Annotated in this window: 23 protein-coding genes; 22 read left to right on the forward strand and 1 reads right to left on the reverse strand. The window is 50.2% G+C overall.

All coding sequences use genetic code 11. The features are described 5' to 3' along the window. The 9 genes from spoIIIAC (at window position 1) to HMPREF9473_RS05650 (ending at window position 6,341) form a co-directional block, all read left to right on the forward strand. Entirely contained in the window at window positions 1-195 is a 195-nt protein-coding gene (spoIIIAC, locus tag HMPREF9473_RS05610; protein WP_006779097.1) for a stage III sporulation protein AC, read from the forward strand. Between the two features lie 11 nt (window positions 196-206). Beyond that, entirely contained in the window at window positions 207-593 is a 387-nt protein-coding gene (gene spoIIIAD, locus HMPREF9473_RS05615; protein ID WP_006779098.1) for a stage III sporulation protein AD, read from the forward strand. After that, complete coding sequence (locus HMPREF9473_RS05620) at window positions 590-1,858, forward strand: stage III sporulation protein AE (RefSeq protein WP_006779099.1); 1,269 nt, start codon at window positions 590-592, stop codon at window positions 1,856-1,858. The genes spoIIIAD and HMPREF9473_RS05620 overlap by 4 nt, the downstream gene beginning before the upstream one ends. Before the next feature lie 30 nt (window positions 1,859-1,888). Then, a complete protein-coding gene (locus HMPREF9473_RS05625) occupies window positions 1,889-2,563 on the forward strand; it encodes a stage III sporulation protein AF (RefSeq protein WP_006779100.1) in 675 nt (224 codons plus the stop codon). Then, complete coding sequence (locus HMPREF9473_RS05630; protein WP_006779101.1) at window positions 2,517-3,149, forward strand: stage III sporulation protein AF; 633 nt, start codon at window positions 2,517-2,519, stop codon at window positions 3,147-3,149. The genes HMPREF9473_RS05625 and HMPREF9473_RS05630 overlap by 47 nt, the downstream gene beginning before the upstream one ends. 13 nt (window positions 3,150-3,162) lie before the next feature. Beyond that, window positions 3,163-3,960 (forward strand): SpoIIIAH-like family protein, encoded by a 798-nt coding sequence (locus tag HMPREF9473_RS05635; RefSeq protein WP_006779102.1) that lies wholly within the window; start codon window positions 3,163-3,165, stop codon window positions 3,958-3,960. 119 nt (window positions 3,961-4,079) lie between these two features. After that, on the forward strand, window positions 4,080-4,457 hold the full coding sequence (locus HMPREF9473_RS05640; protein WP_034858821.1) for an Asp23/Gls24 family envelope stress response protein: 378 nt from the start codon (window positions 4,080-4,082) through the stop codon (window positions 4,455-4,457). A 131-nt stretch (window positions 4,458-4,588) separates the two neighbouring features. Further along, window positions 4,589-5,374, forward strand: a complete 786-nt coding sequence (locus HMPREF9473_RS05645; protein WP_006779104.1) for an aspartate dehydrogenase domain-containing protein — start codon at window positions 4,589-4,591, stop codon at window positions 5,372-5,374. 70 nt (window positions 5,375-5,444) lie between these two features. Next, complete coding sequence (locus HMPREF9473_RS05650; RefSeq protein WP_006779105.1) at window positions 5,445-6,341, forward strand: D-isomer specific 2-hydroxyacid dehydrogenase family protein; 897 nt, start codon at window positions 5,445-5,447, stop codon at window positions 6,339-6,341. Between the two features lie 73 nt (window positions 6,342-6,414). Here the strand turns inward: HMPREF9473_RS05650 and HMPREF9473_RS28065 are convergent, their stop codons facing one another. After that, complete coding sequence (locus HMPREF9473_RS28065) at window positions 6,415-7,281, reverse strand: hypothetical protein (RefSeq protein ID WP_006779106.1); 867 nt, start codon at window positions 7,279-7,281, stop codon at window positions 6,415-6,417. A gap of 525 nt (window positions 7,282-7,806) precedes the next feature. Here HMPREF9473_RS28065 and nusB point away from each other — a divergent pair. The 13 genes from nusB (at window position 7,807) to HMPREF9473_RS05715 (ending at window position 19,464) form a co-directional block, all read left to right on the forward strand. Next, the gene (nusB, locus tag HMPREF9473_RS05660) at window positions 7,807-8,256 is read left to right on the forward strand and encodes a transcription antitermination factor NusB (protein ID WP_006779107.1); all 450 of its coding nucleotides are present in this window, start codon (window positions 7,807-7,809) and stop codon (window positions 8,254-8,256) included. Window positions 8,257-8,259: 3 nt separating this feature from the next. Next, a complete protein-coding gene (gene xseA / locus HMPREF9473_RS05665) occupies window positions 8,260-9,510 on the forward strand; it encodes an exodeoxyribonuclease VII large subunit (protein WP_006779108.1) in 1,251 nt (416 codons plus the stop codon). Window positions 9,511-9,584: 74 nt separating this feature from the next. After that, entirely contained in the window at window positions 9,585-9,830 is a 246-nt protein-coding gene (gene xseB / locus HMPREF9473_RS05670; RefSeq protein WP_006779109.1) for an exodeoxyribonuclease VII small subunit, read from the forward strand. Next, the gene (locus tag HMPREF9473_RS05675) at window positions 9,805-10,704 is read left to right on the forward strand and encodes a polyprenyl synthetase family protein (RefSeq protein WP_434059270.1); all 900 of its coding nucleotides are present in this window, start codon (window positions 9,805-9,807) and stop codon (window positions 10,702-10,704) included. The genes xseB and HMPREF9473_RS05675 overlap by 26 nt, the downstream gene beginning before the upstream one ends. A gap of 15 nt (window positions 10,705-10,719) precedes the next feature. Beyond that, window positions 10,720-12,615 (forward strand): 1-deoxy-D-xylulose-5-phosphate synthase, encoded by a 1,896-nt coding sequence (gene dxs, locus HMPREF9473_RS05680; RefSeq protein ID WP_006779111.1) that lies wholly within the window; start codon window positions 10,720-10,722, stop codon window positions 12,613-12,615. Window positions 12,616-12,678: 63 nt separating this feature from the next. After that, window positions 12,679-13,482: a TlyA family RNA methyltransferase gene (locus HMPREF9473_RS05685; protein ID WP_006779112.1), complete on the forward strand. Its 804-nt coding sequence runs from the start codon at window positions 12,679-12,681 to the stop codon at window positions 13,480-13,482. 80 nt (window positions 13,483-13,562) lie between these two features. Further along, window positions 13,563-14,420 carry an NAD(+)/NADH kinase gene (locus tag HMPREF9473_RS05690; RefSeq protein ID WP_006779113.1) on the forward strand — a complete coding sequence of 286 codons (858 nt, stop codon included), beginning with the start codon at window positions 13,563-13,565 and terminating at the stop codon, window positions 14,418-14,420. A gap of 17 nt (window positions 14,421-14,437) precedes the next feature. Next, window positions 14,438-14,887, forward strand: a complete 450-nt coding sequence (gene argR, locus HMPREF9473_RS05695; RefSeq protein WP_034858823.1) for an arginine repressor — start codon at window positions 14,438-14,440, stop codon at window positions 14,885-14,887. An 11-nt stretch (window positions 14,888-14,898) separates the two neighbouring features. After that, a complete protein-coding gene (gene recN / locus HMPREF9473_RS05700; RefSeq protein WP_006779115.1) occupies window positions 14,899-16,551 on the forward strand; it encodes a DNA repair protein RecN in 1,653 nt (550 codons plus the stop codon). A 16-nt stretch (window positions 16,552-16,567) separates the two neighbouring features. After that, entirely contained in the window at window positions 16,568-17,335 is a 768-nt protein-coding gene (locus HMPREF9473_RS05705; protein ID WP_006779116.1) for a LytR/AlgR family response regulator transcription factor, read from the forward strand. After that, window positions 17,271-18,620 carry a sensor histidine kinase gene (locus tag HMPREF9473_RS05710; protein WP_080568787.1) on the forward strand — a complete coding sequence of 450 codons (1,350 nt, stop codon included), beginning with the start codon at window positions 17,271-17,273 and terminating at the stop codon, window positions 18,618-18,620. Before HMPREF9473_RS05705 ends, HMPREF9473_RS05710 begins: the two co-directional genes overlap by 65 nt. Before the next feature lie 119 nt (window positions 18,621-18,739). Next, the gene (locus HMPREF9473_RS26725) at window positions 18,740-18,895 is read left to right on the forward strand and encodes a cyclic lactone autoinducer peptide (RefSeq protein ID WP_006779118.1); all 156 of its coding nucleotides are present in this window, start codon (window positions 18,740-18,742) and stop codon (window positions 18,893-18,895) included. Further along, on the forward strand, window positions 18,895-19,464 hold the full coding sequence (locus HMPREF9473_RS05715; protein WP_006779119.1) for an accessory gene regulator B family protein: 570 nt from the start codon (window positions 18,895-18,897) through the stop codon (window positions 19,462-19,464). Before HMPREF9473_RS26725 ends, HMPREF9473_RS05715 begins: the two co-directional genes overlap by 1 nt. The last annotated feature ends 51 nt before the right edge of the window (window positions 19,465-19,515 follow it).

Raw genomic sequence — 19,515 nt, forward strand, 5'->3', positions numbered from 1 at the left:
ATGGGTGTCAATTTAATCTTTAAGATAGCGGCGGTGGGGATACTGGTCTCCGTCATCTGCCAGGTGTTAAAGCACAGCGGGAGGGAGGAGCAGGCGTTCCTGACCAGTCTGGCAGGGTTGATTCTGGTGCTGTTCTGGATGGTGCCCTATATCTATGATTTGTTTGAGACGATTAAAAATCTGTTTGCATTGTAGGAGTGATTAGCATGACTGTCGTAACCATATCAATTATCGGTCTGGTGGCGGTGCTTCTGGCCGTCCAGCTGAAGGGGGTAAAGGGGGAGTATGGAGTTTATCTGGTGGTCAGCGCCGGTTTCCTGATTTTCTTTTACGGGGTGAGTAAGCTGGAGACCATCCTGGACACCATGGAGAAGGTGCAGGGATATATCAAGATTAACAGCGTGTACCTGGGAACTCTGATGAAAATGATTGGGATTACCTACATTGCGGAGTTTGCCTCCGGGGTGTGCAAGGATGCCGGGTACGGCTCTGTGGGGACGCAGATTGAAATCTTTGGAAAACTGTCCATACTGGCGGTGAGCATGCCCATCCTGCTGGCTTTGATGGAGACGCTCCAGGTGTTTCTGTCATGAGTGGGCGGGGATTATACGAAAATGTGCTGTTTGGGGCCGGGATTTGGCTTGGAGTGATCATGCTTTTGGCGGTGGGATTTTCCACGCCTGCATGGGCGGCTGAGGGGGGCGTGGCTTTGGCGGCTGCGGGTGCTGGTGTTTCCGGGACCGGCGCCAGGAGCGGACAGGCAGAGACTGAAGCCCTGGATGAGGGGGAATCTGTCCAGGGCGCCATGGATAACTTTGACTTCCAGGATATCCAGGACTTCATCAACCAGCAGAAGGGGGAGACCGGCTGGAATCTGTCTTTTCAGGAAGTGATGAAGGATTTGATGGCAGGCCATCTGGTCCAGGTGTTTGAGAAATTCCTGGGGGCGATTAAAAATACGCTGTTTGCGGAGATACATAACGGCGGTGTTCTCATGGGGCAGATTATTATTCTGGGGATATTTGGGGCGGTGTTCACCAACTTTTCCAGTGTCTTTAATGGGAGCCAGATTTCGGAGACCGGATTTTTTGTCACCTACCTGCTGTTGTTTACGTTTTTGACCACCAGCTTTTTCCAGAGCATCACCATAGCCAGCGATGTGGTGGGGAAGATACTGGACTTTATGAAGGTGTTGATGCCTACATTTTTTATGGCTGTGGCATTTGCCGGGGGGAGTGTGTCCTCGGTGGCCATGTATGAATTTACCCTCTGGATTATCACGGCCGCCCAGTGGCTCATAGGGAGCGGGCTGATACCGCTGGTCCGCGTCTATATGATACTGGTGCTGGCGAGCCATATTTCCAAGGAGGAAATCATTTCCAACCTGACGGAGCTGCTGGAGCAGATCATCGGCTGGGGACTTAAGACTTTGATTGGGGTGGTTCTGGGATTTCATGTGATTCAGGGGCTGGTGCTGCCCTATGTGGATTCCGTGAAGAATTCGGCGGTGCAGAAGCTGATAGGACTGATACCGGGAATCGGGCAGGGGGCGTCGGCCGTCACCCAGATGATACTGGGGTCCGGCGTTTTGATTAAGAATACCATGGGGATGGCCGCCGTGATTATTCTGCTGGTGATCGTGGCGGTTCCGGTGATGAAGCTGGCGGTGCTGATGGTTCTTTACCGCTGTGTGGCGGCGGTTCTGGAGCCGGTCTGCGATAAGCGGCTGGTATCCTGTGTGTCGGCGGCCGCCAAGGGGCATAAGCTGCTGTTAAACATGGTGATGGCCGCCGCGCTGCTGCTCATCATCACGGTGGCGGTGGTCTGCGCCGGGACCAATGTGAGTTATTATGCATAGCGGTTACTACAATATAGAAGGGGAGGAGCCATGTCCGCACTGTACAGCTGGGTAGGAAATATTGTATTTTATCTCATATTTATTACCGTGGTGGTTAATTTGCTGCCAAACAAAAAGTATGAGAAGTATTTAAAACTATTTTCCGGCATGGTGTTTATTCTGCTGGTCTTGAAACCACTGACCGGGGGCCTTCGGCTGGAGGATAAGATTGCCTACTATTTTGAGACCATTTCCCTGCAAAATGAATCGGAGGATTTGAGGAAGGAGCTGACCGGCATGGAGCAGCAGCGGCTGAGCCAGATGATAACCCAGTATGAGCGTGCGGTAGCAAATGATGTGGAGGCCATGGCGGTGGATATGGAATGTTACCCGGTCTACACGGATGTGACCATAGACGGAACCCAGGACAGCCCATCCTTCGGCTCCGTCACCCACATCCGCATGACGGTGACAAGAGAGCCGCCGGGGGAGGCGGATAGCGGCGGGATGGGGGGCAGTGGAGCAGGCAGTGAACCAGGCGCCGCCGCCCCGCGGGAACCTGTCAGGCCGGTGGAGCAGGTAAAACCGGTAGAGATTGGAGAAAAAACGGAGACGGCGGCGGAGGTCCCCGTGCCAGATGAAACATTAAACCGGTTAAGAAGGAAGGTGGAAGGATATTATGGACTTCAAACAATGGACGTCGAAATTCAACTGGAAGAACGGTAAAGACAAGTGGCTGATTCTGCTGGCCGTGGGACTCATCCTGCTGATACTGGCATTTCCTTCCGGGGACGGCAGCGGCGGATTCCTGGGCGGGGGAATGAAAAATGGCTCCGGCAAGACCAGCGAGAGTCTGGCAAAGCTGGCCGAAAACCCCGGTGACACGGCCGCGGAAGCCGCCGCCCAGGTGAGCAAAACCTACGAGCAGCAGATGGAAGCCAGGGTAAAGGAAATCCTGAGCCACGTGGAGGGCGTGGGCAAGGTGGACGTGATGATTGTGTTGAAATCATCGGAGGAGAAAGTGCTGCGGGTGGACACCAACTCCTCGGTCTCCACCACCCAGGAAACCGACAGCAGCGGGGGAAGCCGGAATGTGGAGAGCCAGGACATTTCCGAGGATACCATTCTGGCTGGAAGCGGCGACAGCCAGGCCCCCTTTGTGGAGAAGGAATTGAAGCCGGAGGTGGCCGGAGTGGTCATCAGCGCCGAGGGCGGAGGGAGCCAGAAAGTAAAAGCTGAAATTTCTGAGGCCATGGAAGCATTATTTGATATCCCGTCACATAAAATAAAAGTATTAAAGCGGGTGGAATAAAAGGAGTGTAGGCATGAAGCATATCAAAGACATGAAAAACGTCAATATGAAAAAACTGTTCCGCAGGAATCAGATAATCGTTACAACACTAGCTGTTATGATTGCGGCTGCGGGATATCTGAATTACGCGGGGAAGAAAGAACTGGCGGCAGGAGGCGGCGTGTACGAGGCTGGAGCCATGGATATTTCCGATGAGGATATTCTGGCGGAGAATCAGAATCTGCTAAGTGGACAGGAAAATCTCATGGAAATCCCAAGTCTGGACCAGGATTTGGAGGACATCGAGATGGCGGACGCCGAGACGCTGGCGGACAATGCCGGAATGCAGACGGACAACGGAGATGCGGGAGCGGCAGCAGGGGCTGGCGGCGAAGCTGCGGCCACAACGGAGACAGCCGTGCCAAGCGGTCTGGAAAATCCGGGGGAAGCCGTCCTGACCAGCGGCATGAGTGTCACGGATTACATAGCCGGCGTGCAGTTAAACCGGGAGCAGACACGTGCCAAGAACAAGGAGACGCTGTTAAACATCATCAACAACACTAATATTGAGGAAAATGCGAAACAGGCCGCCATTCAGAACATGATTGAGCTGACCGAGATCGCCGAGAAGGAAAATGCCGCCGAAACCCTTCTGATGGCCAAAGGCTTCTCCGACCCGGTTGTCAGCATTACCTCCGGCAAGGTGGACGTGGTAGTCAACGCCGCCAGCATCACCGACGCCCAGCGCGCCCAGATTGAGGACGTGGTGAAGCGGAAAGCCGAGGTTGGAGCGGAAAATATTATCATTACGCTGTTGAACTTAGAGGAGTAGGTAATAGCTGTTCTCATCGGTGGAACCTCCTGTAAAAATAACTTTGCAAATAAAAGTATTATTTGCTATAATAAGTCTATTATATAATAGAGACACAGGAGGTAATCGTTGTGGCAGAGATGGAAAACAGAAATACTCATAAAGTATATGAAAAAGATAAAATCGGCGAAGTTCAGATTGCAGACGAGGTGGTGGCGATCATCGCGGGTCTGGCGGCAACAGAAGTGGAAGGCGTGGATTCCATGGCGGGCAATATTACCAACGAGCTGGTAGGAAAGCTTGGCATGAAGAATTTATCCAAGGGCGTCAAGGTGGAAGTGACGGAAGAGCACGTATCCGTGGATTTGTCCCTGAATATGAAATATGGCTATAATATCCCGACCGTCAGCGAGAAGGTGCAGGATAAGGTGAAGACAGCCATTGAGAATATGACGGGGCTGGTGGTGCTGGATGTCAACATTAAGATTGCCGGCGTCAATATGGAAAGCGATAAATAAAATAAAAAGGCTCCTGCGTAGAGGAAATGCTGGCAGGGGTCTTTTTGCGTGATTAAAAATGTGAATGATAAACTGCCGGAATGGGCGGAGTTATCATGATAAAGAAACAATAAGAAGAAGGGGATTATAACATGAAAAAGTTAAGATTAGGAATTGTGGGAACCGGTTATTTGAGCCAGATTGTGGTGGATGCGTGGAAGAATGGACTGTTGGAGGAATATGAACTGGCAGGCGTATTCGGTCGGAATGAGGAGACCACGGGAAAGATGGCGGCGGATGCCGGGTGCAAAGCCTGTAAAGATGTGGACGAGCTTCTGGAATTAAAACCGGACTATATTGCGGAAGCGGCTTCCGTGGCCTGTGTGAAGGATATGGCAGTCAAGGTACTGTCAGCCGGGTGCAATCTGGTGGTGCTGTCCATCGGTGCATTTGCGGACAGCGAATTCCTGGAGCAGGTGAAGCAGACTGCAAGAGAGCATGGTACAAAGGTACATATCGCATCGGGGGCCGTGGGCGGCTTCGATGTACTGCAGACTGTATCCCTCATGGGCCAGGCCACTGCTGGCATTGAGACGAGGAAAGGACCGGCGTCGCTTCGGAATACCCCTCTGTATGAGGAGCATTTGATGACGGACACCGATTCCACTAATGTGTTTAACGGCAATGCGAAAGAGGCCATCGCCCTCCTTCCGACCAAGGTAAATGTAGCCGTTGCCACTTCCCTGGCCACAACCGGGCCGGAGCATACCTCCGTATCTATCCACAGTGTTCCGGGCATGGTGGGAGATGACCACAAAATTACCGCCGAAATTGAGGGAGTGAAAGCCGTGGTGGATATTTACTCCAGCACCAGCGCCATCGCCGGGTGGAGCGTAGTAGCGCTTCTTCGCAATCTGGTATCACCAATTGTGTTATAAGTATGAATAAGTGTGAATCGAAACATTATCAGCCAATCAGTCATTGGATTAAGAAAAGGGGGAACAATAAATGTTCAGGAAATTAGTGGCCATTGAGCCGGTCAGCCTTGTGGAATGGGGCGAGAAAGAGCTTCATCAGTATGCGGAAGAGGTGATTCAGTATGACGATATCCCGTCCGACGATGACGAGATTATCCGCAGAATCGGCGATGCCGACGGAGTTTTATTGAGCTACACCTCCAAAATCAACCAGTATGTCTTTGAGCATTGCCCCAACATCCGTTACGTGGGCATGTGCTGCAGTCTCTACTCCGAGGAGAGCGCCAACGTGGACATCGCCTATGCCAGAGCCCATGGGATCACCGTCTACGGAATCCGTGATTACGGCGACAGAGGTGTGGTGGAATTCGTGCTCTGCGAGCTGGTCCGCCTGCTTCACGGTTACGACCGTCCCATGTGGCAGGAACTTCCGGTGGAAATCACCGGCTTGAAAACCGGCATCATTGGCCTTGGCGTCTCCGGAGCCATGACGGCCGAGGCCCTTCAATATATGGGAGCCGATATTTCCTATTACAGCCGCAGCCGCAAGCCGGAATACGAATCCAAAGGCATGAGATACCGTGACCTCCCGGACCTGTTACAGACCTGCGATGTCATCCTGACCTGCCTCAACAAAAACGTGATTCTTCTTCACGAGGAGGAGTTTCGCCTGATGGGTGATGGAAAAATCTTCTTCAACACCTCCATCGGCCCCTCCTTCGATGCCGATGCCCTGATAAACTGGACAAACCGCGGCACCAACTATGTCGTCTGCGACACCGCCGGAGCCCTGGGCGAAGCAGCCCAAACCCTGCTCCCCCACCCCAACGTCATCTGCCCGAACGTCTCCGCCGGCCGCACAAAACAGGCCTTCGAACTCCTGACCCGGAAGGTGCTGGACAATATCAAAACATTTTTAAACCAATAAATCAAAAACGCCGGGAGCCTCTAGGTCTGACCACAGACCTGAGCCTCCCGGCGTAAATTCCTTGCAAATTTCTTTACAGATGATATTCTTTAAAAAGCAATTCCTGAAAATCCGGGTCTTCCAGTGAGCGTAAGAGATCAGCGTGGCGGTTATCCCTAAGAAGATGAGCAGTCAGCTGATTGACCCGCCGGGTACCGGTCTCAATTCCCTTTTCCAGGCCCTTCATCATTCCATCGGCCACCCCATCATTATATAGCATTTGTCCTAATCTGGTCATAAACAACACCTCCCTGACTTTCTTCAAATCGTCATCATTTAGAAACTTATTAGCCAGTGCATAGAGCACGGACAACATCTTGGCGCCTTCTTCCTTGTCCAGCTGTTCGCTTTCCTGAATCAGCTGGCTGCTTTGGATAATCCTGTCTTTTTGTGCCATGGTCCCGGACATCAGTGTGGCAAGCAGGAGTGGGACCAGGTCCTTCTTTCCCAGAGGCTGGCCCTGGGCCTTCTTTTCCATGACATCCTGAAATAATCGGTCCGCATCCTTATCCTTCAAACGGATAGGGATGACACGATAAGTATTGATGCCTGACTCCAACTGGGATAACATGTTCTTCACTTTCGAAGAGCAGACCACATAAGTCGTGACAGACACGTGATAAGTATAACTGGTCACGGCTTCATAGCACCGGAACCGTTGTAAGTCCTCTGCTGTCACACTGTCACTTTCAAACTCTAAATGAATCCATTTCCCCTCTCCTACCACATAATTGAAATCCTCATAAAAACTTTTCGCCTCCAGATAAACCTGCTCCGTAGGAGCGGCCACGGTGGCTTTTTCGCGGATGCCTAGAAAAGGGAAGAGTTCATCGGCGAAATACTGCGCGGCTGTTTTTAGAACCATATCTTCAACCGGCAGATGGCTGTGTGTTTCCTGCATATAGCCTCCAGTCCAGCTATATAAGAACCTATCTCCATTATAAAGTGTTTGACTGTGACAGACAATAGCTTCTGCTTGTTTTTTCTAAAAAGTAAAGAATCAGTTATTTGGGAATTCAGTCCGATGGGGACGAAGAAAACCAGATAGCCTGAAATGGCAGAACACCGGCACGATGACCGGGGAAGGTTGGCGATAGTCTCTTATAAAAAGCTATCGACTGTCAATGATATGATAACGATTGTTCTGTTACTATATCATGGCTTCCGGCCAAATGCAAGATGTTCCAATTAATTTTAGGCGGTTCAAAGGCAGGCAGGCCGCTTAAATCGTGCAGAACGAACGCTTGCCAGCAGAAACCGGATTTACAAGAATTCACCGGTATGATAAAATAGAAATGAACAAAAGTGGATAAAACTCTTGTAGAATGGGTGGGTTTCATATATAATAGACCCAAATGATTAAATATGCATAGAAATGAATCAGCCGCCAGATTTGTGGCTGTTGTCATATGGGAGGATTTAATAGATGACAAGGAGTCAACTGCGTGAACACTGTTTTAAGATGTTGTTCTGCGCTGATTTTTATCCGGCGGAGGAGAAGGAAGAGCAGTTGGAACGCTATTTTGAGGAGCCCAGTGAGGAAGGGGAAACTCCGGAAGGGGTGGAGGAGATTCTTCACAGCGTCGTCATGAGCGAAAAGCATGAGGAATTTTTGAAGAGCAAGACGGAAGACATCATGCGCAAGGTTCCGGAGCTGGACGCGAAGATTGATGAGGTGGCCCAGGGATGGAAGACCAAGCGGATGGGAAGAGTGGATTTGACGATTCTCCGCCTGGCGCTTTATGAGATGCTTTACGACGATGAGGTGCCAGAGAAGGTGGCCATCAACGAGGCGGTGGAGCTGGCTAAAAAGTTCGGAGGGAACGAGTCACCGGCGTTTATCAATGGTGTGCTGGCGAAGCTGGTGCAGGGTTAATCTATGGCAGGTGTATATTCCGTATCGCAGGTGAACTCCTATATCAAGAATATGTTTACGCAGGATTACCTGCTGAACCGTATTTCTGTCAAGGGAGAGATATCCAACTGCAAGTATCATTCATCAGGACATATTTATTTTACATTGAAAGACAAGTCAGGGACCTTATCGGCTGTGATGTTTGCCAGCCAGAGAAAAGGTCTCACTTTTACATTACAGGAAGGACAGCAGGTGGTGGTGTCCGGCTCCGTGGATGTCTACGAGCGGGACGGCAAATACCAGCTGTATGCCAGGGAAATCAAGCGGGACGGCAACGGCGATTTGTTTGAGCGTTACCAGAAGCTGCGGGATGAACTGGAAGAGATGGGGATGTTTGCCCCGGAGTACAAGCAGCCGATTCCGAAATATGCAAAAACCGTGGGAATCGTGACGGCCAGCACAGGCGCGGCCATCCGTGATATCATGAATATCTCGGCGAGGCGGAACCCATACGTCCAGCTGGTTCTCTACCCGGCCCTGGTGCAGGGAGAGCAGGCGAAATACAGCATTGTGCAGGGAATCAAAACGCTGGATAAGATGGGGCTGGATGTGATGATTGTGGGCCGCGGCGGCGGTTCCATCGAGGACTTATGGGCCTTTAACGAGGAAATGGTGGCGCGTGCCATCTTTGAGTGCCACACCCCGGTGATCTCGGCGGTGGGCCATGAGACCGATGTGACCATAGCTGATTATGTGGCGGATATGAGGGCGCCGACGCCTTCGGCGGCGGCCGAGCTGGCGGTGTTCGACTACCGGCAGTTTGAGGGCCAGGTGGCTATGTACCATCAGGCGCTTCTTCGAAGCATGGAGCGGAAGATGGAGCGGCGCAGATACTGGCTGGAACAGTATCGTCTGAAATTGAAAATGTACCACCCGGAGCGGCAGCTGCGTGACAGACGCCAGCGTCTGGTGGAACTGGAAGACAGAATGAAGACAATCATGGAGCGGAACATGATGCAGGAACGCCACCGTCTGGCTATCTTAAGCGGCCGGCTTCACGGCTTATCCCCGCTTCAGAAGATTGGAAAAGGATTCGGCTTCGTCACAGACGGAGACGGACGCCGGGTGGAGAGCGTGGAAACGCTTCACGCCGGAGATATGATGGAGGTCCGCCTGGCGGACGGCAAGGTCAGAAGTCAGGTTGTGGAGACAGAAGCGCTGGCCGTGGCAGCGGATAACGCTGAGGAAAGCGGCAAAGCTGGCGGCAGAAAATGATAGAAGAAAGTAACAGAAAAAGCAACAATGTGTCAGCCAAACCCGGCAACAATAGATAGAGGATAAGAGAACATATGGCAAGAACAAAGAAAGCAGACCAGGAAGCGGCACCCCAGGAGACCAAATCCATCGAGGAGACCTTCCGCGAATTGGAAGCGATTGTGGAACAGATGGAGAGCGGCGACAGCACCCTGGAAGAATCCTTTGCCTCCTACGAGGCGGGGATGAAGCTGGTGAAGGAGTGCAGCTTACGGCTTGATAAAGTAGAAAAACAGATCATGGTACTGGCTGAAGATGGAGGAGATTATGAATCCCAGTGAGCAGCTTGCATGTTATACCCGGGAAGTGGAGCAGGTGATCGAAGCCTGGCTTCCCAAAGAAGAGGGTTACCAGAAACATTTAATCGAAGCGATGAATTACAGTATGAAGGCGGGGGGCAAAAGACTCCGCCCGCTGTTTATGCGGGAAGTGTACCGTCTGTTTGGCGGGGAGGGCAGAGAGGTGGAGCCGTTTATGGCGGCCATCGAGATGATTCACACCTTCTCCCTGGTTCACGACGATCTGCCCTGCATGGACAACGACGAGTTCCGCAGAGGACTCCCCACCACCTGGGTGAAATACGGCTACGACATGGCGGTTCTGGCAGGCGATGCCCTGTTTATCCAGGCCATGGAGACGGCGTCAAAGGCATTTTCCATGACGGACCGGGCGGACATTGTGGGCCGCTGCATCCAGATTTTGTCCTCCAAGGCAGGTATTTATGGCATGATTGGCGGGCAGACTGTGGATGTGGAGCTGACCGGAAGTCCGCTTGACGCGGAGCAGCTGGATTTTATCTTCCGGCTCAAGACCGGCGCCCTTTTGGAGGCCCCCATGATGATAGGCGCCCTTTTAGGCGGCGCTGACGAGGCCCAGCTTAAGACGGTGGAGGAGATGGCGGCCGCCATCGGTATGGCCTTCCAGATACAGGACGATATTCTGGATGTGACCAGCAGCCAGGATGTCCTGGGCAAACCTGTCGGAAGCGACGAGAAGAACAACAAGACCACCTACGTCTCCCTGTACGGCTTGGAACAGGCCATGGCGGACGTGGAGCGCAGATCCAGTCAGGCCCTGGAGTGCCTGAAAACGTTACCGGGCAATCACGAATTTCTGGAACATTTGATTAGACTTCTGGTGACGAGAGAGAAATAGAGAGAAGAATGTATTATGATATTGGAAAAGATTAACGGGCCACAGGATATCAAGAAACTGGACAAGGCTGAAATCGAGCTTTTAGCCCAGGAAATCCGTGACTTTCTCATAGAAAAAATAAGCACGACCGGCGGTCATCTGGCGTCAAATCTGGGAGTAGTGGAGCTTACCATGGCCATGTACCTCACCTTTGACCTGCCCAAGGATAAAATCATCTGGGATGTCGGCCACCAGTCCTACACTCATAAGATTCTCAGCGGCAGAAAAGCGGAGTTTGATGAGCTGCGCCAGTACGGCGGCATGAGCGGTTTCCCGAAGACAAAGGAAAGCCCCTGCGATGCCTTCAACACCGGACACAGCTCTACTTCTATTTCCGCCGGCCTTGGCATGGCCCAGGGACGTGATTTGCAGGGGGACGATTACACCATCGTGTCCGTCATCGGAGACGGCGCCCTCACCGGCGGCATGGCCTATGAGGCGCTCAATAACGCGGCCAGACTGAAGAAGAATTTTATCATCGTGCTGAACGACAACAACATGTCCATCTCTGAAAATGTAGGCGGCATGTCCAAATATTTGAGCAGCATCCGTACCGGCACGGGCTACAATGATTTAAAGAAAAACATCACCAGCGCCCTGGAGAAAATACCGGTGCTGGGCGAAAAGGTCATCGACAAAATCAGCCGCACCAAACAGGGAATCAAGCAGCTGATTATTCCGGGAATGCTGTTTGAAAATATGGGTCTGGTGTACTTAGGACCGGTGGACGGCCACGACATCAAGCAGCTGTGCAAGGTGCTCCAGGAAGCGAAAAAACTGGACCATGCGGTGATTGTCCACGTCCTGACAAAGAAGGGCAAAGGCTATCTCCCGGCGGAGAAGAATCCCGCCCGGTTCCACGGCGTGGAGCCATTTGACATCGAAAGCGGGAAGAGCAAGAGTGAGAAAATGTACCCGTCCTACACGGATGTATTTTCAAAAGAGTTATGTAAACTAGCTGAGAAGGACCAGCGGATTGTGGCGGTGACTGCCGCCATGCCGGACGGTACCGGCTTAAAGCGGTTCGGCCAGTTATACCCAAATAGATTTTTTGATGTGGGAATTGCGGAGGAGCATGCAGTGACATCGGCTGCCGGCATGGCGGCTACGGGATTGAAACCGGTGGTGGCGGTGTACTCTTCCTTCTTACAGAGAGCTTACGACCAGATTGTGCATGACGTGTGCCTCCAGAATCTGCCGGTGGTATTTGCCGTTGACAGGGCTGGGCTTGTGGGGAGTGACGGGGAGACCCATCAGGGAATCTTTGATTTGTCCTACCTGACCTCCATACCCAACATGTGCGTGCTGGCGCCCAAGAATCTGTGGGAATTCCGCAGGGACTTAAGGTTCGCCATGGAATATGACGGTCCCATTGCCGTGCGCTATCCGAGAGGAGAAGCCTACCGGGGACTGAAAGAATTTGACAGCCCAATCGAGTACGGAAAGGGCGAGGTATTGTTTGAAGGGATTGATATGGCCCTGCTGGCCGTGGGAAGCATGGTGAGCACGGCGGAGCATGTCAGGGAGAAGCTGATGGCGGAGGATATCTCCTGCACCCTGGTCAACGGCCGGTTCATCAAGCCTATTGACACGGAGATGATAGACCGCATCGCGGCCACCCACGATTATGTGGTGACGATGGAGGAAAATGTGCTCCAGGGCGGCTACGGTCTTCAGGTGACGGCCTACATCCATGAGCATTATCCCCAGGTAAAGGTGTTAAATATCGCCCTGCCGGATGCCTACGTGGAGCACGGCAACGTGTCGATTCTGAGAGAAGATTTGGGAATCGACAGCGATTCCATTATAAAGACCATCAAAGCCCATTATCTGACAGAAACCGGGCAGAAGCTGCAAAAGCGGATCGTCTGATCATGTCGGAACCGGGTTACAAATGGTGAAACCGGTTTGAAAAAGTTTGAAAGAGGAAGATACATGAAAGAGAGACTGGATATCCTTCTGGTGAATCGGAATCTGGCGGAGTCCAGAGAAAAGGCGAAGGCCATCATCATGTCTGGCATTGTCTATGTGGACGGCCAGAAGGAGGACAAGGCGGGAACTACCTTTGACGAGGCGGTTTCCATCGAGGTCCGGGGCGCCACCTTAAAATACGTCAGCCGTGGCGGCTTAAAACTTGAGAAAGCCATGACCCATTTCGGCGTGACCCTTGACGGGAAAATCTGCATGGACGTAGGCTCGTCCACCGGCGGATTCACCGACTGCATGCTGCAAAACGGCGCGGTCAAGGTGTACGCCGTGGATGTGGGACATGGACAGCTGGCCTGGAAGCTCCGCAACGACGAGCGGGTGGTGTGTATGGAGAAGACCAACATCCGCTATGTGACGGAGGCTGATATTCCGGACAAAATCCAGTTTTCCTCTATCGATGTCTCCTTCATTTCCCTGACCAAGGTTCTGGCGCCGGTGAAAGCCCTGCTGGCGGACGACGGCCAGATTGTGTGCCTGATTAAGCCACAGTTTGAAGCCGGACGGGAAAAAGTGGGGAAAAAGGGCGTGGTGAGAGAGAAGAGCACCCATCTGGAGGTTATCGAGCAGGTCATAGCCTACGCGCAGAGTATCGGCTTTGGAATTTTGAATCTGGAGTTCTCCCCCATCAAGGGGCCGGAGGGCAACATCGAATATCTGCTGTATCTTCAGAACAATCCGGAGCGGTATCCGGCCGAGGCGGCGTCGGTGGATGCAAAGCGCATCGTCGACGAGGCTCACGGCACGTTGTAGGATGGAGACGTTTCACAGACAGGAACCCATTTGACAAAAAAAGGCATACGCCAGCCATCACAAACAAGGAGCCAGAACAGATGAAACAGTTTTATCTGATTACCAATCCTGATAAAGAGCATGTAGAAGAAGTGGCCCGGTCCATCTGCAGTTACCTGGAATCCAAGGGATGCGGCTGCGCCGTTCAGGGCGAGAACCCGGCGGAGGGACCCAGGCTTTACAAATACACGGATGCCAGCCAGATACCGGAGCGGACCGAGTGTGTCATCACCTTGGGAGGCGACGGCACCCTGATACAGGCGGCCAGAGATTTGGCGGGCAGACAGATACCCATCATCGGGGTAAATCTGGGGACGCTTGGCTATTTGACCCAGATCAGCAGGCAGGAAGATATCACCCAGATGCTCAACGATTTGATAAACGACCAGTACCGCATGGAACGCAGAATGATGCTGAAAGGCAGCGTTTACCGGGACGGAGAGAAAATTTACGAGGGCCTGGCTCTCAACGAGATTGTTCTCACAAGAAGGGAAATGCTCCGGGTACTGAAATTCAGAATCTATGTCAATGAAGACTGCTTAAACGAGTACACGGCGGACGGCATGATTGTGGCGACGCCCACCGGCTCCACGGCATACAACTTGTCGGCCGGCGGCCCCATCGTGGAACCGGCGGCGAGAATGACTATCTTAACGCCCATCTGCCCCCATGCCCTGAACATGCGGAGCATCGTATTTCCGGCGGAGGACAGAATCGAGATTGAGATGACCGGCAGCGACGACGGCGGCCAGGTGGTGGTCTACGACGGCGACGCCGTATGGGATGTGAAGCCCGGCGACAGAATCAAGATCGAAGAGGCAGAGACGGAGACGCTGCTGATTAAATTAAAGCACATCTCTTTTTTGGACAACCTGAGGGAAAAAATGACTGGCGTGTAACTGGAAGGAGAACGATGTTGAAAGTAGAAAGACACAGCAAAATCGTGGAACTGATAGGAAAATATGAGATCGAGACACAGGAAGAGCTGGCGGAGTATTTAAACCGCGCCGGATACCAGGTGACGCAGGCTACCGTGTCCAGGGATATCCGGGAGTTGAAGTTATCCAAGGTGCAGAGTGAGAATGGAAAACAGCATTATGTGGTACTTCAGAACCAGGATTCTTTCAGCGATAAATATATCCGCATCCTGAGAGACGGCTTTCTGTCCATGGATATGGCGCAGAATATTCTGGTGATCAAGACGGGATCGGGAATGGCGATGGCGGTTGCGGCGGCGCTGGATGCCATCCATTTTCATGAAATCGTGGGGTGTATCGCAGGGGACGACACGATCATGTGCGCGGTGCGCAGCGTGGATGACACGATTCTTGTGATGGACAAGATTCGCAAACTGGTTGTCGGTTAAGGAGGGAGAAAATGTTACTGGATTTACATGTGAAAAATCTGGCGCTGATTGAGAGGGCCGAGATATCCTTTGAGGAGGGGCTGAACATCCTGACGGGAGAAACCGGAGCGGGAAAGTCCATCATCATAGGCTCTGTCAACATGGCTCTGGGCGGCAAGGTCCCGAAGGATATCATCCGGCAGGGGGCGGAATATGCTTATGTGGAACTTATCTTTCGTGTGACGGAACCGGAGAAAATAGCTTTGCTCCAGGCAATGGATGTGGAACTGCCGGAGGACGGCACCCTTATTATATCCAAAAAAATCATGCCATCACGCAGTGTGAGCAAAATAAACGATATGACGGTCACAGCGGCAAAATTAAAAGAAATCACCAGCCTGTTAATTGACATTCATGGGCAGCATGAACACCAGTCTTTACTATACAAGTCAAAACATCTCCAGATTCTGGACGCCTATGCAAAATCACGGACCAACCCGATCAAGAACACAATCGCACAGACCTATCGAAGCTATCAGGAATTACAGGAGAGAATCAAATCGCTGTCCATGGACAGGGAGAGCCGGCTGCGGGAAGCCGATTTCTGCCGTTTTGAGATCGAGGAACTGGAAAATGCGGACCTTCGGGAAGGGGAGGAGGAGGAGCTGACGGTACTCTACCGCAAGTTCCAGCACGGCCAGAAGATCATGGAGGGACTGTCCGCCGCGGACCGGGCGCTGTCCTCCGAGAGCATCAGCGTGGCCTTAAAGGAGGTGGACCGGGTAGCGGAGTTTGACGAGGCCCTTGGCCCCATCCGCGACCAGCTCTACGATGCGGATTCCATTATCCGGGATATCATTCACGATGTCTCCTCCTACATAGACAGTTTTTCCTTCGATGAGGAAGAGTATGAGCGGATTGGGGAGCGGCTGGATGTCATTCACGGTCTTCAGGCCAAGTACGGCGACGACATTTCGGACATTATGGTCCAGCTGGAGGAGAAGAGAAAGCGGCTGGAGGAGCTGGAAAACCATGATATGATACTGGCGGAGCTTGAGTCGGAACTGGCCGAAACAGAGCGGATGCTGGAGGCGCAGAGTCAGGAATTGTCGACGGTGCGGCAGGAGGCCGCAGGTGTTCTGGTTGACAGAATCCGACAGGGGCTGGAGGATTTGAACTTCATTGACGTCCGGTTCGACATGAAATTTGAGAAGCTGGACCACTACACGTCAGGCGGATATGATGAGGCGGAATTCCTGATTTCCACCAACCCGGGAGAACCGGTGAGGCCGCTGGGCATGGTGGCATCGGGAGGCGAGCTGTCCCGAATCATGCTGGCGATTAAGGCCGTTCTGGCCGACACGGACGAAATACCGACCCTGATATTTGACGAGATCGACACGGGAATCAGCGGTAGAACCGCACAGAAAGTGTCGGAAAAGCTCTCCTATATTGGAAAGAGCCATCAGGTTATCTGTATTACCCACCTGCCTCAGATTGCGGCCATGGCGGATGCCCACTACGAGATTGTGAAATCGGCGGTGGATGGGCGGACGACCACCACAATCCGGCAGTTAGACTATGAGCAGATGATTCAGGAACTGGCAAGACTGTTGGGCGGCGCGGAGATCACGGACGCCGTGTACGACAATGCCAGGGAGATGAAAGAACTGGCCAAGCGTTAAAAAGGGAAAACTACAAATGATAAATGTGAATAATGGGGTTAATTATAAGATTGCGATATGCGATGACGATATGAATTACGTGGAGTATATCAAAAATCTGATTCGCGAATGTTTTATGGGAAAGCTGGAATTCTTTACGTACAATTCTGGGGAACGGCTGCTGCGGGACAGCGAAGTGATGCACGACGCGCTGTTTATCGACATGCAGTTAGGCGGGATTGACGGCACGGAGACAGCGAGAAAGCTGAGGGCCAGGAATCGGAACGCGGTACTGGTATTCTGCTCCGGCGTGGTCAATCCAACGCCGGAGTCCATCAAGGTGACGCCCTACCGGTTCCTGTTAAAACAATTTGATGATAAAACCATGCGTCGGGAAATTACGGAGATACTCGAAAAGATGGTCAGGTCCTACAAAGAGGAGTATATACTGACGAGAACCGAGGAAGGGTTAGCAAGAATTTATGTCAATGATATTGCATACATCTCCAAAGCGAAACGCGGAAGCAGCATCCATCTGCTGGAACCGGAGAAATATGAGGTGAAGGATGAGCTGCTGACGAACCTGCATGTTTCGGTATTATACGAGCAACTGCATAAATACGGTTTTGAATTCGCACATAACAGCTATCTGGTTAATTGCAGATGGGTAGTGCGGTTCGATAAGACTTATCTTGTGTTGGAAGGTGGCGGAGAACTAAACATCTCCAGGTCACATTATAATGAGTTTAAGAAGGGCTTTATTAAGTTCTGGGATAAGTATGGAGGTGGAGATGGTGTGGACTAAGTTGTTTGATTTGGGGATATGCTTCTTTGAAGGGTATATGTATTTTTTCTTCTTAAGTCACTTTTTGAAACGCAGATTTGATAAAAAATGGGTTTCTGTGGCAGTAGTAGGTATTTTGATGCTAGGTGTTTTCGGTATCAACCAGTTTGGAATTGCTGGCCTGAACTTAGTAGCTTCATTGACACTTTGTATGGTTTTATGTCAGATTTTATTTATATCGCCAGTAAAAAAGAAAGTATTTTATGTATTATTATGTTGTTTTATTGTATTATGCGGTGAGTTTGTCATGATGGTTATTTTCTATCCATATCTGGGAAATGAAACTATTGAATTAAGCAACGATCCGAAGAATCTGCTAATGTTGGTTTTATCATCAAAACTGTTAACTTTTATGGTTATAAGGATAATTTGCCATGTATCCGATAATGGAAAATCTATGTTTTTTCCATCTTTAGCACCGTATTTTTGCTGTTTTCCAATTGCGTGTCTGGTGGTTTATGTTGGAATAACGTATTCTAATATTAGCTTTTTGAATCCCAAATTTCCGACAGTTATATTGGAAATAGGATGCGTTTTATTATTGGCAGCTAATATCGTTTTATTTGTCGTTTATGACAGAATGATATTCATGATGAATCGGGTGAAAGAGTATGAACTTACAGATATAAAAAGTCGCCTTGAAAATCAACACTATTTACAGATAGAGGAAATAAATAGAAAACATTCGGAAATCATACACGATATGGGAAATTATTTGCAAACAATCGAAACGTTGGCTTTAGAGGAAAATAACGAGAAGATTGTAGATATCATTGATTCTTTGAATCGTCACATTGTAAAAGTCGGAGAAGAACATTATTGCAATCATCAGATTCTCAATGCAATTTTAAATGGGAAGAAACAAGAGGCATTGATTAAAAAGGTAGATTACAATGTCTATGTTGAATTGGGATTTGAAAAACCTGAAGTTGAGGATATTGATCTGATTAGTATCATGAGTAATTTGATTGATAACGCTATTGAAGCAGCAAATAAATGTCCAAATGGTTTTGTAGATGTTCAAATGTATAAGGCTAATGATGGAAGATTTACAACAATAAAAATTACAAATAATTATTTAGAACAGCCCGTTGAAAAAGATGGTGAATTTATTACCCGTAAACAGAATCCAACTATGCATGGGATTGGAATACGTAATGTGAAAAAGATTGTGGAACGCTATGGCGGATGGACTAATATTGAATATGGTGAGGGCGAATTCTGCGTAACCATCATGTTTGCATGACGAAAAGTTACAAATTTTTCCGTTTTTGATACAGATTTTTCCAAAAATGTAACTTTTGCAAGAATTTGGTGTATACTATCCTTGCGTCAAGAACGTATAGATTAAAGGGAGGTATTGTGATGAAGAAAGTATTAAATAAGATTATCAAATTATCACCAGTAGCTTTAGTTAACATGATGGCTATTATGCTTGTAGTTGAAAATGTAAACGTGGCATGTGCATGGTTTATGCATCAGCCAGAGGTACCAGAGTCTGCGAAGAAGTTTATTAAATAATGTTGTTCAATCTAACTGACAAGTTATTAGATAGTCAGATAAAAAATAATAAGATTGAAGAGAGTGACCGAGAACTGTATCAATATGGATACAACCTTTTAATACTTCAGTGTTTGAATTTCTCGGTTCTCGTACTAATTAGCCTACTATTCCATTGTCTGATATATATGGCACTATTTGCAGTCGTCTATATTCCTCTGCGAAGTTATGCGGGTGGTTATCACGCGTCGATCCCCATCGGATGCGCGATATTTTCTGCAATACTGGAACTGGTCATTGCAGCCACCCTGCGGTTTTCTCTGTTTAACTTTCTCCTGCCAGGGATGTTTGCGCTCACATTTGTGGCGCAAATCATCATCTGGTTAAATGCTCCTATCGAGGCGGTTCACAAACCACTGGGAGACGGGCAAAAACAGAAGTTCCGCAAGATAACCCGTACTATACTATTGATAGAGGCGGCTGTCCTGATAGTGCTGTGTATGAAAAACCATCATTCTCCAGCAGGCTTTGTAATCGGCATCAGTCATATTATACTCGCAATGATGATGCTCCTGCCCCAAAAAGAATAGGTTTTTAGTGAAAAAGCCCTGAGCGCGCAAATCAGGGCTTTTTTGCTGTCC

It is taken from the genome of Hungatella hathewayi WAL-18680 (assembly GCF_000235505.1).
GTDB lineage: Bacteria > Bacillota > Clostridia > Lachnospirales > Lachnospiraceae > Hungatella_A > Hungatella_A hathewayi_A.

Excerpts from the sequence above, each read along its gene's own strand:
- spoIIIAC (WP_006779097.1), top strand. The coding sequence starts at position 1 with ATGGGTGTCAATTTAATCTTTAAGATAGCGGCGGTGGGGATACTGGTC.
- spoIIIAD (WP_006779098.1), top strand. The coding sequence starts at position 207 with ATGACTGTCGTAACCATATCAATTATCGGTCTGGTGGCGGTGCTTCTG.
- HMPREF9473_RS05620 (WP_006779099.1), top strand. The coding sequence starts at position 590 with ATGAGTGGGCGGGGATTATACGAAAATGTGCTGTTTGGGGCCGGGATT.
- HMPREF9473_RS05625 (WP_006779100.1), top strand. The coding sequence starts at position 1,889 with ATGTCCGCACTGTACAGCTGGGTAGGAAATATTGTATTTTATCTCATA.
- HMPREF9473_RS05630 (WP_006779101.1), top strand. The coding sequence starts at position 2,517 with ATGGACTTCAAACAATGGACGTCGAAATTCAACTGGAAGAACGGTAAA.
- HMPREF9473_RS05635 (WP_006779102.1), top strand. The coding sequence starts at position 3,163 with ATGAAGCATATCAAAGACATGAAAAACGTCAATATGAAAAAACTGTTC.
- HMPREF9473_RS05640 (WP_034858821.1), top strand. The coding sequence starts at position 4,080 with ATGGAAAACAGAAATACTCATAAAGTATATGAAAAAGATAAAATCGGC.
- HMPREF9473_RS05645 (WP_006779104.1), top strand. The coding sequence starts at position 4,589 with ATGAAAAAGTTAAGATTAGGAATTGTGGGAACCGGTTATTTGAGCCAG.
- HMPREF9473_RS05650 (WP_006779105.1), top strand. The coding sequence starts at position 5,445 with ATGTTCAGGAAATTAGTGGCCATTGAGCCGGTCAGCCTTGTGGAATGG.
- HMPREF9473_RS28065 (WP_006779106.1), bottom strand. The coding sequence starts at position 7,281 with ATGCAGGAAACACACAGCCATCTGCCGGTTGAAGATATGGTTCTAAAA.
- nusB (WP_006779107.1), top strand. The coding sequence starts at position 7,807 with ATGACAAGGAGTCAACTGCGTGAACACTGTTTTAAGATGTTGTTCTGC.
- xseA (WP_006779108.1), top strand. The coding sequence starts at position 8,260 with ATGGCAGGTGTATATTCCGTATCGCAGGTGAACTCCTATATCAAGAAT.
- xseB (WP_006779109.1), top strand. The coding sequence starts at position 9,585 with ATGGCAAGAACAAAGAAAGCAGACCAGGAAGCGGCACCCCAGGAGACC.
- HMPREF9473_RS05675 (WP_434059270.1), top strand. The coding sequence starts at position 9,805 with ATGGAGGAGATTATGAATCCCAGTGAGCAGCTTGCATGTTATACCCGG.
- dxs (WP_006779111.1), top strand. The coding sequence starts at position 10,720 with ATGATATTGGAAAAGATTAACGGGCCACAGGATATCAAGAAACTGGAC.
- HMPREF9473_RS05685 (WP_006779112.1), top strand. The coding sequence starts at position 12,679 with ATGAAAGAGAGACTGGATATCCTTCTGGTGAATCGGAATCTGGCGGAG.
- HMPREF9473_RS05690 (WP_006779113.1), top strand. The coding sequence starts at position 13,563 with ATGAAACAGTTTTATCTGATTACCAATCCTGATAAAGAGCATGTAGAA.
- recN (WP_006779115.1), top strand. The coding sequence starts at position 14,899 with ATGTTACTGGATTTACATGTGAAAAATCTGGCGCTGATTGAGAGGGCC.
- HMPREF9473_RS05705 (WP_006779116.1), top strand. The coding sequence starts at position 16,568 with ATGATAAATGTGAATAATGGGGTTAATTATAAGATTGCGATATGCGAT.
- HMPREF9473_RS05710 (WP_080568787.1), top strand. The coding sequence starts at position 17,271 with ATGAGTTTAAGAAGGGCTTTATTAAGTTCTGGGATAAGTATGGAGGTG.
- HMPREF9473_RS26725 (WP_006779118.1), top strand. The coding sequence starts at position 18,740 with ATGAAGAAAGTATTAAATAAGATTATCAAATTATCACCAGTAGCTTTA.
- HMPREF9473_RS05715 (WP_006779119.1), top strand. The coding sequence starts at position 18,895 with ATGTTGTTCAATCTAACTGACAAGTTATTAGATAGTCAGATAAAAAAT.